Source organism: Flavobacterium cyanobacteriorum, assembly GCF_002251835.1.
Taxonomy (GTDB): domain Bacteria; phylum Bacteroidota; class Bacteroidia; order Flavobacteriales; family Flavobacteriaceae; genus Flavobacterium; species Flavobacterium cyanobacteriorum.
In genome coordinates this window covers 24,187-40,931 of record NZ_NOXV01000282.1, presented here as the reverse complement: position 1 = coordinate 40,931, position 16,745 = coordinate 24,187, and the positions used below count along the sequence as shown (strand labels likewise).

The following is a 16,745-nucleotide window of genomic DNA, read 5'->3' as shown; positions in this document are numbered from 1 at the left end:
TGGTTAAGTTTGATAGTGTTAAATTTTATTTAGGACAGGATTGATTCTGCATAAGAAAGATCAATAACTTTTTTACCGATAGAATCATATATTAATACATTTTTAATATCTGAAATTTTTTCAGATTTTATCTCTATAAAATCGGCTACGGGATTAGGAAATAAAACAATGTCATCATTTTGGATATAGGATGGATTCGATAAACTTGTAACCATATTTATTCTATAGTCTTCGGTTTCCCCAACTGATAATGCAAGATTAGAACAAGAAGTAGCCGGCCCTTCAGAACCGGTGTACATATCATCTTCGTACAGGACTACACGAAGCCGGGTTTCTCCGATTGCAGCGGTAGCAGGAATTTGTACATTTACTGTAGTACCGGTATTAAATGGAAACATTACATCCATTACCTTCTCACCAGCATCTATAAAATCATTATCACGATTGAAGTCAATAAAAGCCGCAACCCTGTGTGTTGAATTTTGGTTGTAGTTCACGGTTAATTGGTATGATGAATTTAGTACAACAGAAGGTGCTGAGATATTGTTATAAAAAACATATCCGTTTCCAGGCCAACGATTTGAACCTGAATTGTTAGCTAACGAACCAAAAGAAACGTTAGATATCAACCTGTCTGGTAAATTAAAAGGAGCTTGATTAACAAAATTAGCTGCACAATACGGGGCAGGATTAGTTGTCTGGGCGTAAAAACTATTATTACTAATAATAGCTAATAACAAAAGGTACTTTTTCATAGATAAATTGATTGGTTAAACAAATTGTAATATGTGAACAAGAGTAAAACAATATACCCTACTTAATATAAGATAATTTTTACTTAAAAATTACTTATAATTTTAATAGTCAATTGTTTATAAAGGCAACTTTTATAAGAAAGCATATTGTTTGAAACCCAGTTTTTATAAAATAAAAAAGCCACGCTAATAGCGCAGCTTCTTGAATTTCATCCTTTAAAATCTAAAAATTAGCTTAAACAATCTTATACCGCTTCCTGTCATTTTCGTTCAGGTAAATTTTGCGGAGGCGGATTGACTTAGGTGTCACTTCCACATATTCATCTTTCTGGATGTACTCCAGCGCTTCTTCCAATGAAAACTTGATAGCCGGGACAATCCTGGTCTTATCATCAGCTCCGGCCGAACGGAAGTTAGTAAGCTGCTTGGTTTTGGTAATATTTACTACCATGTCGTCACCACGGGAATTTTCACCAATAACCTGGCCTTCGTATACATCTTCATTGGGATCCACAAAAAATTTGCCCCTTTCCTGTAGCTTATTGATAGAATATGGTATGGCTTTCCCGTTTTCCATAGAAATAAGCGAACCGTTGATACGACCGGGTATTTCGCCTTTGTAGGGCTGGTATTCAATGAAGCGGTGCGACATAATGGCTTCACCCGCGGTAGCTGTGAGCAACTGGTTCCTTAACCCGATGATACCGCGCGAAGGTATATTGAATTTAATAATCATCCGGTCACCCTTTGGCTCCATGCTCAGCATTTCGCCTTTGCGCACGGTCACAAATTCAACAGCACGCCCCGAGAGGCTCTCCGGCAGGTCAATAGTAAGTTCTTCTACGGGCTCGCATTTAACCCCGTCAATTTCTTTGATAATAACCTGAGGCTGGCCTATCTGAAGCTCATAGCCTTCCCTCCTCATCGTTTCAATAAGTACCGAGAGGTGCAGTACACCCCGGCCAAACACCATAAACTTATCGGCACTGTCAGTCTCCTCTACCCTAAGGGCAAGGTTCTTTTCAAGCTCTTTCGACAGCCTGTCCTTAATATGGCGTGAAGTAACAAACTTACCCTCTTTCCCGAAGAAAGGTGAATCATTTATAGTGAAGAGCATACTCATGGTAGGCTCATCTATAGCAATAGTGGCCAGCGCTTCCGGATTTTCAAAATCGGCAACCGTATCGCCTATCTCAAAACCTTCAAGGCCTACCAGTGCGCAGATGTCGCCTGCCTGTACTTCTTCTACTTTTTTACGGCCAAGGCCTTCAAACGTATGAAGTTCTTTTATTTTTGATTTAATGATTTTTCCGTCGCGCTTCACAAGGCTTATATTCATGCCTTCACGAAGCACCCCCCTTTGTAGGCGCCCTATGGCGATACGCCCTGTAAAACTGGAAAAGTCAAGTGATGTGATAAGCATCTGCGGCGTACCTTCAGATACTTTAGGCGCCGGTATATGCTCAAGCACCATATCCAGCAGTGGCTCTATGCTTTCTGTTTTACTGTTCCAGTGGGTGCTCATCCAGTTCTGCTTTGCCGAACCGTAAACAGTTGGAAAATCAAGCTGCCACTCTTCAGCCCCAAGCTCAAACATGAGGTCAAATACTTTCTCGTGGACCTCCTCCGGAGTGCAGTTTTCTTTATCTACTTTATTGATCACTACACAGGGCTTCAGGCCGAGGTCAATAGCTTTCTGGAGTACAAAGCGGGTTTGTGGCATAGGGCCTTCAAAAGCATCCACCAATAGTAAAACGCCGTCAGCCATATTAAGCACACGCTCTACCTCGCCACCAAAATCAGCGTGGCCCGGGGTATCAATTATATTGATTTTGGTACCTTTATAGGTCACCGAAACATTTTTTGATGTTATGGTTATTCCTCGTTCGCGCTCCAGGTCGTTGTTATCCAGTATCAGGTCGCCGGTGTTCTCATTTTCACGGAACAACTGGCAGTGGTACATAATTTTGTCAACCAATGTTGTTTTCCCGTGGTCAACGTGAGCAATAATCGCAATGTTTCTTATGGATGCCATGTAATTTTTTTTGAAGGTGCAAAGGTACATTTTATTTCGGGATAAAAAAGTTTAATTATGAAGGGATTAAGCCCAAAATTTAAAGTTTAATGATTTAATAAAAGACAGGCTATAAACAAAAAGTAGAACAACTTAAAATTTTGTTTAATAAAAAAATTAAAATTGTAAACAACATAATCAAAATAGCTTTATATTTGTTTAACTTTTCATAAAAAAAAATGAACAACATAAAAAACGTTTTTAATATTAAGGACCTTGAGAATCTTTCGGGAATAAAGGCGCATACCATACGTATCTGGGAAAAGAGATACAAGGTACTGCAGCCTATGCGCAGTGATACCAACATAAGGTATTATGATGTACAAAGCCTTCAGAAGCTGCTTAATATTTCCACATTACACTCATTTGGATATAAAATATCGGCCATTTCAAAAATGCCTGAAGAAAAAATACCTGTTCTTGTACGGGAAATACTGCGCAATAAGAACATGACTAACCATGTGCTTAACTCGTTCAAGCTGGCTATGATGAATTTTGACCAGGCATTGTTCATTAACACCTATAATACCTTGTTAAGGGAGAAATCCTTCAGGGAAATTTTTTATGACCTTTTTATCCCACTAATGCATGAAATCGGCTTCCTTTGGCAAACCGGCACCATAACACCGGCACATGAGCACTTTATAAGTTTCCTTATTAAACAAAAACTGGCCGCCAATACAGAAAAGCTGATGATCGAACCGCCCGTGAAAACGGACAGGACATTTGTGCTTTTCCTTCCCATGAATGAAATACACGAATTAGGCCTTATGTTCGTCAACTACGAACTGATACTTAGCGGCCATAAGGCAATATATCTGGGCGAAAGAGTACCCACCAGCAGCCTTGTCGATGTAAAAAAATATTTTAATAATATAACATTTATAACTTATTTGACTGTACAGCCTGAAATTCAGAAACTAAATCCGTATATTGAAGAACTAAAATCAGAGATTTTAAATGATGATGATACCAAACTCTTTATATTGGGGAAGATGGGCGAATTTATACAACGTGAAAAACTGAATGATAAAATTAAAATTATTGATTCAATAGGGCATTTTAAGGCATTTATAGAATACCAAAAATAGTATGGCAAAAAAAATAAATATAATAGGATCGGGATTCTCATCACTTGCTGCATCATGCTATCTGGCACATCAGGGGCATAATGTATCTATTTTTGAAAAGAACAACACCATAGGAGGCCGTGCGAGGCAACTTAAAAAAGATGGATTTTGCTTTGATATTGGCCCCACATGGTACTGGATGCCTGACGTTTTTGAACGTTTTTTTGCTGACTTCGGCAAATCGCCCGCTGATTATTATCAGCTTATAAAACTATCGCCTGCCTACCGGGTTTACTTTGGTAATCATGATTATATTGATATTGCCGATAACCTTGAAGATATAAAAGCCACCTTTGAAGCCATAGAACCGGGAAGTGCCATCGTGCTGCAGGAATTTATGGATGAGGCAAGGAGCAATTACGACATCGCTATAAAAGATCTTGTGTACCGCCCAGGCGAATCGCCGCTCGAACTGGTAACACCGCAAACCGTGATGAAAGTAGGCCAGTTTTTCGGCAATATATCTAAGGATGTACGCAGGAGATTTACAAATAAAAAGCTGGTACAGATACTGGAATTCCCTGTGCTTTTCCTTGGCGCGAAGCCTTCGGCTACACCTTCTTTCTATAACTTTATGAATTACGCTGATTTCGGGCTGGGCACCTGGCATCCTGAAGGGGGCATGTATAGTGTAATAAAAGCCATGGGCGCACTGGCCGAGTCTTTAGGCGTAAAGATAATAACCAATGCTGCAGTAACTAAAATAGGGGTAACCGATAATAAAGCACATTATATTGTAGCTAACGGCAAAATGGAAGAAGCTGATATTATTGTGAGCGGTGCCGATTACCACCATACGGAAACCCTTCTCGAGCCAAAACACCGCAGGTATACGGAAAAATACTGGGAGAATAAAACCTTTGCCCCGTCGTCGCTGCTGTTTTATGTAGGTTTTAATAAAAAACTGGACAATATTGAGCATCACACCCTTTTTTTTGATACAGATTTTGATGTACATGCAAGCGATATCTATGATAATCCCAAATGGCCTGATGAGCCTCTTTTTTACACCAGTTTCCCATCATTAACCGATAGGGACTGCGCACCTGTAGGCCATGAAGCGGGCATATTCCTTATTCCGCTGGCGCCCGGTATTGAAGACACTGCTGAACTCAGGGCACGCTATTTTGATAAAATTATAGTGCGGCTGGAGCAGCTAACGGGGCAAAAAGTGCGGGAAAACATCCTGTTCAGGGAATCTTTTTGTGTAAATGATTTTATTAAAGATTATAACTCCTACAAGGGCAACGCTTATGGCCTTGCCAATACTTTGTTGCAAACCGCTTTCCTAAGGCCTAAGTTAAGGAGCAGTAAGGTGAGGGGCCTTTATTTCACAGGCCAGCTGACCGTACCGGGGCCGGGTGTACCACCATCACTGATTTCAGGAAAACTTGTAGCGCAACTCATAGAAAAACAACTAAAAAATAACAAAAGAACAATTAAGGCAGCACTATGAAATCAATTTTTGACCAGGTATCATTCCTCAGCAGCAGGAGTGTAACCAAAGCCTACAGCACCTCTTTCTCATCGGCGGTAAAGATGTTATCGCCCCGAATAAGGCAGGACATTTATAACATATACGGCTTTGTAAGGCTTGCCGATGAAATAGTTGATACTTTCCATGATTATGATAAAGAAACGCTTTTTGAATTATTTCAAAAAGACCTTGATAACGCGCTTAAGCACGGCATCAGCCTGAATCCCGTACTGAATGCTTTCCAGCACACCGTTAAGGCTTATGACATACCATATGAACTCATAGCGGCGTTTATGAAAAGCATGAGGCTTGACCTTGTGAAGAAAAATTATAACAGCATTGGCGAATATAATGATTATATTTACGGCAGTGCCGATGTAGTGGGGCTCATGTGCCTGAAAGTATTTACCGGGAGCGACAGGCAAAAGTATGATGAACTTAAGCATCCCGCCATGAGGCTGGGTTCGGCTTTCCAGAAAATTAACTTTTTGAGAGACTTAAAAGCTGATACGGAAGACCTGCAGCGTACTTATTTCCCCTCACTCAACCTGAAGCAGATGGACCAGTCAGCCAAAGAAGAAATAATAAAGGAAATAGAAGCTGACCTTGCTGAAGGCTATAACGGGATAGTGCGGTTGCCAGCCGAAGCTAAATTTGGCGTTTACACAGCCTATGTATATTATAAAAAGCTGTTGAAGAAATTAAAAAATACACCTGCTGTTAAAATAACTACCACCCGCATACGCGTGCCTGATTATGAAAAATTAGGCTTGCTGGCTAAATGTTATATTGATTACAGGTTTAATATTATATGATTATGTGGATACACATCCTGGTTTTTGTGCTTACTTTTTTCCTCATGGAATTCATGGCGTGGTTTACGCATAAATACATTATGCATGGCTTTTTGTGGAGCCTTCACAGCGACCATCACCGCAAGTACCATGACTCATGGTTTGAGCGCAATGATGCCTTTTTTATTTTTTATGCCCTTGTAAGTATCGGTTTTTTCCTTTTGTGGAAATACCAATATCTTGAAATCGGGCTTGCTATCGGTATAGGCATTTTTGCTTACGGGCTCACCTATTTCCTCGTGCATGACATATTTATACACCAGCGTTTTAAAATATTCAGGAATGCCAACAACCGCTATGCCAGGGCTGTGAGGCGCGCCCACAAAATGCACCACAAGCACATCGGCAAGGAACACGGTGAGTGCTTTGGCATGCTGGTTGTCCCGCTAAAATACTTTAGGGACAGTAAATAACGATAACCATGGAGTTTGAACAGGAACTACTGCAGCTTGAAAAGCACAAAGGTGGCTACTGCTATCTTTTTGTTTCGGCGGAAACCGTGGATACATTCCCTGAGAAAAGAAAAACGAGGCTTATCTGTACTATTGATGGTATATTAACCCTGCGATGTGGCCTGAACCACCTGGGTGAAGGTAATTTTTTTGTTATTGTAAGCAGCAAACACCTGAAGCGGCTGGACAAAGAGCCGGGCGATTTAGTGACCTTTACCCTTGCGCCTGACCCTGACCCACTGGGCGTAGATATGCCCGAAGTACTTGAGGCGCTGCTGGAACAGGATGAGGAAGCAAAAAAAATCTTTGAAAGCTATACTCCGGGAAAAAAAAGGAGCCTGATATTTAGCATTGCTAAAATCAAGGACACTGATAAGCAGGTACAAAGTATTATAAAGTTCCTTTCCGGCAGGACGGGGATGTACCGACATTGATTTCCTTGTTTTCTGAACGGGTATGTGCCCGGGGAGCGCTATCTATAAAAATAGCCCCGATGGAAGCGGCATCCTTCCCGCCGCCTGCTTTTGCGGCGGGAAGATATAGCGAGACAGCGGGAAGGGATGCCTCCAAAAATGCCTGAGGCCCCCTGCTCCTGAAATTAAATATTGTGGTGATAGAGTGGCAGGGAACCATTTCTTTTTTAGGCTGGTTATAATAAAAAAATCCCGGAAAACGAATCCGGGATTTAAGTTTATGTAACGTACGCTACTTATTTTCCTGCACTTTTATGACGTCTTTGGAACCTTCGGGCTGAGGGGCTATTAATTGCTGTAAAGGCTTTAACTGCTCTTTGTCGATACCGGCTTTTTGTATGAGGCCTGCTATGGTCATAATATTGTTGGGTGTCATATCCTCGCCAAGCACCCTGACAATACCAAAGCCTGTTTGGGCATTATTGAGAAAAACCACAAATTCATCGATATTTTGCCCCTGCCCTTTTGTACTGATAGAGGCGCCCATGCCGCCGCCGCTGAATTTTATCAGTTCTTCATAGTTATCCTTCCTAATCAGGCTTTTTACTTTCTCTTTCTCCTGCTCGTATTCGCCTGCTTTGGCGTTTTTCTTCTGGTAAATGAGCACATTGAACTTTTTAAGGGACTGGAGTGCTTTTTTTTCTTCTGCTGAAAGTTTGAGTTTTTTAGTATTAATAAATGTAGGCGCAATATCTACTGTGGAATAATTAGGCTTACCTGAATGCTCTACATAATATTTCTGTAACGTGGGTTTATTATCACACGACACAAACAGCAGTGTGGCAACAAGCACTATGGCGACAAATAAGGTACGTATCATGGCTTGCTTATTTTGCTGCTTTTTTCAGTTCCCTGCCGCCGGGTAGTTTCATCCTGTCAGTAAGCAGTGATATCTCGCTGAGGTCGAAGTTGCCGGTAAGCGACATAAGTACGGTATCTGCTTTTCCGCCGTCCATGAACATCAGCAGTTCTTTAACCTGCGATGAGGTGGCGCCCGATTTTACGTAGATCCTCACTGTCCTGCCGCCTTCGTTAATCCTCATAAGTTCATCCAGCGGATTTTTTTTGAGGTAAGAGTCCACAGTACTCCTCATTTCGGCAACATACCTGGTATTTGAAGTAGTAAACACTTTGAGGTTGTCTAATTTCTTAATAAGGTTGAGGTACTGCTGGGCGTCTTTGTCTTTAGGGTCGAGCTTCATATTGCCCATTAGCTCAAACATCTTTTTATTGACAATCACGGCATCAATACCTTCTTTTTCAAATTTGTCAAAGGCTGATGCCTGTGCAAAGAAAAGAGCAGGTGTTATTAGTAATACGAATGTTATTATTAGCTTTTTCATTTTTTTAATGTTTAAATATTGTTGTCCTTGTTTCCTCATATTTATGTATGTATTCCATACTGTTTACTCCGGTATTTACATTTTTTGACAGCATGTCCAGCGCTTTCTGTGTTTCGCGGAAAGCTACTTCAGGGTCGTTATAAGTACCGAGCTCCTGCCCGGCAGACGGCCTGCTGTTGTTAAAAAAAGTAAACATGCCAAACAATACCACAACGCTTGCTGCCACCGATAGCCATGCTACATATTTTTTTTGTTTTCCGGGTTTTAATGGCACGGTTTTGCTAAACTGCTGTGTTCCTGATTGGGGGAAATACCCGAACATTGGCCGGTACTGCTCCAGGTGCGGCGCCACATCCTGCGAAGCAAAGTAAGCCTTAAGCTCCCTTTCTTCGGCAATACTGGTTTCTGATTCAAAATATTTATCGAGTAAATTTTCAATTTGCTTTAATTCCATAGCTGTGTAATTTTTTAAGTTCTTCCCGTATTGTTTTCCTTGCTCTTGAAAGGGCCACTCTTACGGCCGTTTCGTTCATGTCCATTATTTTAGCTATCTCTTCAAATTCATATTCTTCAATATCCCGCAGCTGCACTATCAGTTTTTGCTGTTCGGGCAGCCTGTCAATAATTTTTTCTACCCAGTCCCAGCTGTCCCTGTCTTCCGCCTGCTGCAGCAGCCCCGCCTGCCTGTCGCTGTAGTTAGAGTGTACAATGCGCATTTCGGTAGCCCTTTTTGATTTTAGCTGGTCCAGGCAGTAATTCTTGGTAATGGTAACGGCAAGGGCTTCAACGCTCGAATAGCTTTTAAGTTTTTCCCTGTTGTTCCATAGCCGCACCAGCACCTCCTGCGTAGCATCCTCGGCTTCCTCTGTGCTTACCAGCAAACGTTTTGCCAGCCTGAACAGCCTGTCTTTAAAAGGCGTTATGGTTTTTATGAACTCTGACTGATTCATCGGCCTGGGTTTTATTACCGGTTATAAAAGCAAGACGAACAGGTATAATTTTTGTTACAACATAAAACTAAATGTAGTACATTTACGTTGTTTAATAAAATTTAGCTCTAATGAAAAAGATATGTATATTCCTTGTTTCGCTCCTCATTGGTGTGTTTCTGTTCCCGTCGTGCGAAGATCAGGACGACAATGCAGTACCGGTAAGTGATTTTGTATACAAGGGCCTTAACCTGTATTATTTATGGAAAGGCCAGGTACCCGTACTGGCTGATAACAGGTTTGGCAACCAGGGGGAGTTAAACAACTTCCTGAAAGGTTTCAGCAGTCCGGAATCGTTATTTAACAGCCTGCTTTACCAGCGGGGCGTAGTGGATAAATGGAGTGTTATCTTTTCAGACTACAGGGTGCTTGAAAATGCCTTACAGGGTGTCAGTACCAGCAATGGGGTAGAATTTGGCCTGAGGCTTAAGCCGGGAAGTGAAACAGATGTGTTTGGTTATGTACGTTATATTTTACCGGGAACAGATGCAGCTACTGAAGATATTGAAAGAGGTGACCTTTTTTATGCCGTTAATGGCACACCGCTTACTGTGAGCAATTATCAAAGCCTGCTTTCGTCCACCACCTACACCCTTAATCTTGCTGATTATAACGGAGGCAATATTACTCCTAATGGCCGATCAGTAACTCTTACAAGAGCTGAATATGCTGAAAACCCTGTATATTTTTCGAACACCTACACTGTTGATGGACAAACCTTTGGTTACCTTATGTATAATGGCTTTTTTAGTGGTTACAACGGCGAACTCAATGCTGCCTTTGGCCAGATGAAGTCGCAAAATGTAACAGACCTTGTACTTGACCTGCGCTATAACGGCGGAGGATCGGTACGTACGGCTACTTACCTGGCCAGTATGATTACAGGCCAGTTTAATGGCCAGATATTTGCCAAACAGCAATATAACAGCAGGCTACAGGCTTTTTATGAAAGTAATAACCCTGCGGCGCTTCAGGAACTTTTTACTTCGCAGCTACAGGGCGGCGAAGCTATAAACAGCCTCAACCTGAACAGGGTTTACATACTTACTACACGATCAACCGCTTCGGCAAGCGAACTCATCATAAACTGCCTTAAACCTTATATTGATGTAGTAGTGATAGGCGATACTACAACAGGAAAAAATGTCGGTTCCGTGACTTTATATGATTCTGATAACTTTGGGAGGAATAATACGGAAAGTTTTTATGCCATGCAGCCAATTGTAGTAAGGACGCTCAATAAAAATAACTTTGGCGACTACAGCCAGGGTATAGAACCTACTGTGGCGTTACCGGAAGATATGGGAAACCTGGGAGAGATAGGCAGTACCACTGAACCACTTTTTGCAAAAGCTATCAGTTTAATTACCGGTTCAGGGAGGAGGGCGCCAAGGCAACCCGAAAAGACATTCAGGCATCTGGACGACTCACGTAACCTGCGCAGGTTTGGCTCGGAAATGTATATTGAAGCGTTGCCTGACGCGGCGGGCTTAAATCCATAAGTACTTATCTACTGTTTGTAGGAATCAAATATCTGAACTTTATAAAAGGCTGATGGTTGATTTTGCCCTGGCTATATATAGGTTTTATGCCCAATAATAATAGCAGGCCCAAGTTTCACATATAATGCAAACCCGTCGGAAAAATAACGTATAAGTTGATTGTTTTACTCAGTAAGCCTGAAGTTATAAATAATCTTGCCAACCTGTTTTTCAGGCGCTGCATCACTGCTGTCAAATTTAGTATTCAGGGCGGCCTGCTTAGCCTGGTCTAAAAGGCACTTAGCAGAATTAGTAGTACCCCTTACGCCGGGCGTGGCACTGATAACACGGCCGTTTTGGTCAACTGAAATTTCTACTACTACCGTTCCCTGCTCATTACAGGTGTAACGCGGCTGGGGCTTTGCTATTACTTTTCGGCCTGCCAGTTGGTAGTTGCCTACACCGGTTCCACTTCCATTACCTTTACCACCGCCTTTGCCGTCTCCATTGGCGTCCCTGTCACCGTTAGGGTCACCCTGGTCGCCTGCTTTGTCATCATCGTTCAATATACTGTTAAGGGCATCAGTAGTGCTTTTAGATGACGTGACTGTCTGAGCTAATATGCCACACCAATTAGCTGACATAAATAAGAGTAGTAAAATACACTTTAAAGACATTACTCCGTATGCTTGAAATTATAAACAATTTGTCCTACCTGTTTATCAGCATTTCCGGCATCAAATTTCCATTTCATCGCCGCCGCTCTTGCTTGTTGCATTAGACATGGCGATGCATTAGTACCACGATCCGTATCAGCCTTTATAACACTCCCACTTCTATCTACAGTAATTTTTACTGTTACAGTACCAGTTTCGTTACATCCAACTGGTTCAGATTTGGCAAGAGCCTTACGCCCCGCTAAAGTATAATTGCCCACTCCTGTCCCCCTGCCGGAACCACTGCCTCCACCTGAACCGCTTCCGCTACCCGGACCTGAGCCTGTTCCGTTGCCTGTACCGTCACCTCCTCCTGTTCCGTTTCCGGTTCCTCCGTCACCATAGCTTCCTGAACTTAATCCGTTGCCGTTACCGCCACTCTGGTCGCTACCGCTAAGTAAATTATCAACAGCAGCATTAGGTGGCCTTTTGGGTATATTATCTACTTGTGGTTTCGGATTTTGCATTTGGTGGTCGCGAACAGGAACAGGTTTCGTATTTGCCACGGCTTCAGCTTTGTCATCACTGCTCCCAACTACCTCTTCTGTAGGCTGAGAAGATTGAAATTTTGCGCCGCCCCCACTTTCTCCAAAATTTATTGTTGCACCGCCACCGCCGCCGCCGCCTTCAAGCATGACTTCTATCGGTTTAGGGTCTTCTTCAGGCATTTTGGAAGGGTGGTGCTTAAGTAAAAATAACAGTACAAAGAGTACTGAGAAAATTCCCAGAGTGATAAACACCGATTCCTGTTCCTGCTTTGTAAGCCTTATCATAACTTATTTATTTAGAAGTGGCAATTACAAATTTAAGCCTCTGGCTTTCGCCTATTTCAAGGATGTTCACCATATCCTGTACTTTGAGGTCATAAGGAAACCTCACAATAACCGTGCTGTCCTGTGTTCGCTGTACATGCTCAGCAAGCCTTAAAGACAGTTGGTCGAAAGGGACTTTTTCCTGATTCATGTAATATTGATTGGGCTGTCCTTCTTCAACCTTAACCGAAATGCTCATATGCGATTTATGCGTTTGTGCAGTACTCTTTGCTTTTGGCAGTGCCAGCTTGATTACATTTGGATTAGCCAGCGTAGATATAATCAGGAAAAAAAGGAACAAAAAGAACATAATGTCACTTAACGCAGACGCTGCAATCTCCGCATGGAAACGTTTATTTCTCCTTACTTTCATTTTCCGGTAGTTATAACATTAACAAACTGTATTACCTGCTTCTGCACTTTCAACGTGAAATGGTCTATCATCATATTAAAAAAGTGGTATGCCGAATAAGCAATAACACCTACAATAAGCCCCAAACCCGAACTGATCATCTTTTCATACAGACCGGCGGAAATTGTATCAATCGTAATTTCTTTTTTTATGGAGATATCGTAGAAAATAGTAATAACACCAGCAATGGTACCAATAAACCCTAAAATTGGCGCTATACCGGCTACAAGTCCTAACCATCCTAATTTTCTCTCCATAAGGCCGATCTCTACATTTGTGGTTTTTTCCATCATTCCCTCTATTTCGCCCATTGGCCTCCCAATAAGCCCAATACCGCTTTCAATTATGGTACCATAGGCCGTACCTGCCTTCCCTGCAGCCAACTGAGCCCCCTCTATTTTACCTGAACTCAACTGGTAGCGTACATCGTTCATCAGGTTTACATCCTCCTTTGTCCTCTTATTAATATAAAGTGCTCTTTCTACAATAATATATATGGTAAAAAAAAGTAAAACAAGAATGGGTATTACCATTACCCCACCCTTCATAAGCAGTGAAAAGTAATTTACCGATTCAGCGGTTGCAGTCGCCGTTTTTGCCTGTACTTCAGTAGCAGCAGGAATGGTATCCTGCAGTAATAAGATCAAATTTGTCATGTTTATTAAAAAAGGTTGCTTAATGTAATATTAGAATAGTTACTAAGATAACGAATATATGCTTTTTTGCGTATGCGTAAACTAAAAATATAAAAAAACCTGCTTGGTGTAAGCAGGTTTTTTATCTGGATATAATTGTTACTCTTCTTCGTTGTGGCGCTTCTCTATAAGGCCTTTTTCTTTTTTAGACACGGTATCTACAAGTACAGGTGTTGCAATAAACAGTGATGAATACGTACCCACCACAATACCAACAAGCATCGCAAATATAAATCCGCGGATAGACTCACCACCAAATATAAACATGATCAGTAATACCAATATCATGGTTAATGAGGTGTTGATAGTCCTGGACATGGTAGTGTTGATAGAGCTGTTTACAATTTCAGCAAAATTACCTTTTGTTTTACCGGCAAGGAACTCCCTTACCCTGTCAAATACAATTACCGTATCGTTCATAGAGTACCCTATTACAGTAAGTATGGCTGCAATAAAGTGCTGGTCCATTTCCATGTGGAAAGGCATGAACGGATAGCATATCGAGTAAATACCCAATACAAATATTACGTCGTGCGCTACCGCCGCAATAGCACCAAGGCTGTATTGCCATCTCCTGAAACTTATCATCAGGTAAATGAACACAATAGCCATAGAACCTATAACAGCCCAGTAAGAATTTGTTTTAATGTCATCCGCTATTGTAGGGCCTACTTTTAATGCCTGAAGGATCCCTAGTTTTTTTCCTTCATAGGTATTTATAAACTGCTCATAAGTAATATTATTGCTGTAATACTTTTTAAGAGCTTCGTACATTTTAAGGTTTACTTCTTCGTCTGCCTTTACCCCATGTTCTTCAACTTTGTATTTTGTAGTGATGCGAAGTTGCGAAGGATCTCCAAATATTTTGGCATCGGCACTTCCGAACACATTATCATCCGAAAGTATTTCTTTGATCTCATCCGGAGAAACAGGCTTTTCAAACTTCACCTGGAAAGTACGCCCTCCTGCAAAGTCAACACCCTGGTCTAGCCCGTTGATAAAGAATATAAACACAAGGCTTACTACCGTTACAATAGCAGAGAATATATAAGTTATCTTTTTAACCCCAAGGAAATTGAAGTGGAAGTTCGTAAACCAGTTCTTTGACAGTGGCGTAACAAATGTAAGGTTATCTCCCCTCTTCACGCTCCAGTCAAGAAGCATCCTTGTTATAAAGATAGCGGTGAAAAGTGAAGTGAAGATACCTATAAGAAGTGTGGTAGCAAAACCTTTTACAGGGCCTGTACCAAATATTAGAAGGACTAAACCGGTAAGTACGTGTGTAACGTTAGCGTCAGTAATAGATGACATAGCCCCCCTCCAGCTAAATGAAGTTTTAATGGCTTCTTCCAGTGTTTTACCATGCCTCAGCTCTTCCTTAGCCCGTTCGTAAATAATAATGTTGGCATCAACTGCCGTACCCATGGTGAGTACAATACCCGCAATACCGGGAAGTGTAAGTACGGCGCCTAAGCTGGCAAGCACACCGAAAAGGAACAGTAGGTTAATTATCAGTGCAATATTAGCATACCAGCCTGACTTGCCGTAGTATACAACCATCCACAGTGATACAAGCAATAAACCTACTATTGATGACATTATACCGTTATCAATAGCTTCCTGGCCCAGTGACGGGCCTACTACTTCTGACTGCACAATATCCGCCGACGCCGGAAGTTTACCGGCCCTTAGTATGTTAGCTAAGTCTTTGGTCTCCGCTACATCAAAAGCACCTGAAATTTGTGAACGCCCGCCGGCAATAGGGCCTGATGTTACACCCGGGGCAGAATATACCACATTATCGAGCACAATAGCAATATTGCCCTGTGTTGAATAAGCTTTGCCGGTCATTTCTTCCCATACCTGTGCGCCTTTTGCGTTCATTTGCATTTCTACAGACGGTTTGCCCATCTGGTCGAAGGCTTCGTTAGCGCCGGTAATTACATTTCCGCTTAGTGGCGGTATGTTCTCCCTGTTGCTCTTTAGCGCGTAAAGCTCCAGCATACCGGGATTTTTCCTGACATCCTCTTTGCCCCACGCAAAACGGGCATAACGCATATCGCCTGAAAGCAGGTTGCGTATATCCTCCCTTTTTAGCCATGTGTTGATTTTAGCAGTATCTTTGGTAGATGCCATACCTACAATAGGGCTGCCTGCAGGGCCGGGAGTAAGCTTTTCAAAAAGCGGGTTAGCGCCTTTGGCAAGGGCGGAAGAATCTTTTGATTTATCTGTAAGAAGCGTATCAATATCAGATTTTTTAGGCTGCTCCTTTACCTCAACCTCTTTTTTCTCGGTCTTTTTTAGCGTTTCATTGGCCGCCATAAGGAAGTTCTGCATATCAGTTACCTTCCATACATCCCAAAATTCAAGCTGGGCCGTACTTTGTAAAAGTTTCTTTACACGGTCAATATCCTTGGCACCCGGAAGCTCAACCAGTATCCTGCCTGACTCGCCAAGCTTTTGTATATTGGGCTGTACCACACCGAATTTGTCAATACGCTCCGTAAGTACACGGAAAGCACTGTCAAGCGACTCATTAACCTTTCTTTTAATAACAGCCTTAACCTGGTCATCAGTCATTTTTATATTTACGTCATCGCCCATAACCCTGTTGGTAAACAGTTCAGGCGAAGCCAGCTTCACATTGCCTTTAGACTCATTATCAAACGCAATAAAAAAAGCATCAAGGTAATCCTGGTTACCCTGCCTGTTCCTGGTAGCATCATCAAGCGCTTTGTTCAGAACAGGATTTTTGGAATTATTGGCAAGCCCTTTAATGATATCTTTCACCGATATTTCAAGGATTACGTTAATTCCGCCTTCAAGGTCAAGGCCTTTATTGATTTGTTTGTCCCTTACTTCATTGTAAGTATAACCAAGGAAAACTTTCTCTTTTCCTATTGAATCCAGATAACGAAGCTCTTTTTTAGAATCTCCCTTGGCAAAGGCCCTGGCATCATCAGCTATATTATTAGAAACAAAGGTGAATGAAAGCTGGTAAATACTTACCAACGCAAACAGAATTGCGAAAAATTTAATGAGTCCTTTATTCTGCATTAGTACTAAAAATTAATTATTCCTT

Annotated in this window: 17 protein-coding genes; 6 read left to right on the top strand and 11 right to left on the bottom strand. The window is 41.7% G+C overall.

Features of this window, described 5'->3' with window-relative positions; translation table 11 throughout:
• Positions 1–29: 29 nt before the first annotated feature.
• Both CHU92_RS10905 and typA read right to left on the bottom strand, forming a co-directional pair.
• Complete coding sequence (locus CHU92_RS10905) at positions 30–755, bottom strand: GEVED domain-containing protein (RefSeq protein WP_094415489.1); 726 nt, start codon at positions 753–755, stop codon at positions 30–32.
• Between the two features lie 235 nt (positions 756–990).
• The gene (gene typA / locus CHU92_RS10900; protein ID WP_094415487.1) at positions 991–2,790 is read right to left on the bottom strand and encodes a translational GTPase TypA; all 1,800 of its coding nucleotides are present in this window, start codon (positions 2,788–2,790) and stop codon (positions 991–993) included.
• A gap of 218 nt (positions 2,791–3,008) precedes the next feature.
• Between typA and CHU92_RS10895 the strand changes: the two genes are divergently transcribed.
• Genes CHU92_RS10895 through CHU92_RS10875 form a run of 5 tightly spaced genes read left to right on the top strand, consistent with a single transcriptional unit; the run spans position 3,009 to position 7,176 of the window.
• A complete protein-coding gene (locus tag CHU92_RS10895) occupies positions 3,009–3,920 on the top strand; it encodes a MerR family transcriptional regulator (RefSeq protein ID WP_094415485.1) in 912 nt (303 codons plus the stop codon).
• Between the two features lies 1 nt (position 3,921).
• Positions 3,922–5,415 (top strand): phytoene desaturase family protein, encoded by a 1,494-nt coding sequence (locus CHU92_RS10890; protein WP_094415483.1) that lies wholly within the window; start codon positions 3,922–3,924, stop codon positions 5,413–5,415.
• Positions 5,412–6,251: a phytoene/squalene synthase family protein gene (locus tag CHU92_RS10885; protein ID WP_094415482.1), complete on the top strand. Its 840-nt coding sequence runs from the start codon at positions 5,412–5,414 to the stop codon at positions 6,249–6,251. Before CHU92_RS10890 ends, CHU92_RS10885 begins: the two co-directional genes overlap by 4 nt.
• A 2-nt stretch (positions 6,252–6,253) precedes the next feature.
• Positions 6,254–6,703 carry a sterol desaturase family protein gene (locus CHU92_RS10880; RefSeq protein WP_094415491.1) on the top strand — a complete coding sequence of 150 codons (450 nt, stop codon included), beginning with the start codon at positions 6,254–6,256 and terminating at the stop codon, positions 6,701–6,703.
• Positions 6,704–6,711: 8 nt separating this feature from the next.
• On the top strand, positions 6,712–7,176 hold the full coding sequence (locus CHU92_RS10875; protein WP_094415480.1) for a YdeI/OmpD-associated family protein: 465 nt from the start codon (positions 6,712–6,714) through the stop codon (positions 7,174–7,176).
• Between the two features lie 271 nt (positions 7,177–7,447).
• Here CHU92_RS10875 and CHU92_RS10870 read toward each other — a convergent pair whose 3' ends face one another.
• From CHU92_RS10870 to CHU92_RS10855, 4 genes are read right to left on the bottom strand one after another with little or no spacing between them, the layout of a single operon-like run.
• Entirely contained in the window at positions 7,448–8,035 is a 588-nt protein-coding gene (locus tag CHU92_RS10870) for a DUF4252 domain-containing protein (RefSeq protein ID WP_094415478.1), read from the bottom strand.
• A 7-nt stretch (positions 8,036–8,042) separates the two neighbouring features.
• Entirely contained in the window at positions 8,043–8,558 is a 516-nt protein-coding gene (locus CHU92_RS10865; protein ID WP_094415476.1) for a DUF4252 domain-containing protein, read from the bottom strand.
• Positions 8,559–8,562: 4 nt separating this feature from the next.
• Positions 8,563–9,012 (bottom strand): hypothetical protein, encoded by a 450-nt coding sequence (locus CHU92_RS10860; RefSeq protein ID WP_094415474.1) that lies wholly within the window; start codon positions 9,010–9,012, stop codon positions 8,563–8,565.
• Positions 8,993–9,508 carry an RNA polymerase sigma factor gene (locus tag CHU92_RS10855; protein WP_094415473.1) on the bottom strand — a complete coding sequence of 172 codons (516 nt, stop codon included), beginning with the start codon at positions 9,506–9,508 and terminating at the stop codon, positions 8,993–8,995. The genes CHU92_RS10860 and CHU92_RS10855 overlap by 20 nt, the downstream gene beginning before the upstream one ends.
• A 110-nt stretch (positions 9,509–9,618) precedes the next feature.
• On the opposite strand from CHU92_RS10855, the gene CHU92_RS10850 reads away from it, so the two are divergent.
• The gene (locus CHU92_RS10850) at positions 9,619–11,049 is read left to right on the top strand and encodes a S41 family peptidase (RefSeq protein WP_094415471.1); all 1,431 of its coding nucleotides are present in this window, start codon (positions 9,619–9,621) and stop codon (positions 11,047–11,049) included.
• 164 nt (positions 11,050–11,213) lie between these two features.
• Here CHU92_RS10850 and CHU92_RS10845 read toward each other — a convergent pair whose 3' ends face one another.
• The 5 genes from CHU92_RS10845 to secDF form a co-directional block, all read right to left on the bottom strand.
• Complete coding sequence (locus tag CHU92_RS10845) at positions 11,214–11,672, bottom strand: energy transducer TonB family protein (RefSeq protein WP_207759840.1); 459 nt, start codon at positions 11,670–11,672, stop codon at positions 11,214–11,216.
• A gap of 32 nt (positions 11,673–11,704) precedes the next feature.
• The gene (locus CHU92_RS10840; RefSeq protein ID WP_094415469.1) at positions 11,705–12,517 is read right to left on the bottom strand and encodes an energy transducer TonB family protein; all 813 of its coding nucleotides are present in this window, start codon (positions 12,515–12,517) and stop codon (positions 11,705–11,707) included.
• Positions 12,518–12,524: 7 nt separating this feature from the next.
• On the bottom strand, positions 12,525–12,929 hold the full coding sequence (locus CHU92_RS10835) for an ExbD/TolR family protein (protein ID WP_094415467.1): 405 nt from the start codon (positions 12,927–12,929) through the stop codon (positions 12,525–12,527).
• Positions 12,926–13,624: a MotA/TolQ/ExbB proton channel family protein gene (locus CHU92_RS10830; RefSeq protein ID WP_094415465.1), complete on the bottom strand. Its 699-nt coding sequence runs from the start codon at positions 13,622–13,624 to the stop codon at positions 12,926–12,928. Before CHU92_RS10830 ends, CHU92_RS10835 begins: the two co-directional genes overlap by 4 nt.
• 138 nt (positions 13,625–13,762) lie before the next feature.
• Positions 13,763–16,720 carry a protein translocase subunit SecDF gene (secDF, locus tag CHU92_RS10825; protein ID WP_094415463.1) on the bottom strand — a complete coding sequence of 986 codons (2,958 nt, stop codon included), beginning with the start codon at positions 16,718–16,720 and terminating at the stop codon, positions 13,763–13,765.
• Between the last annotated feature and the right edge of the window lie 25 nt (positions 16,721–16,745).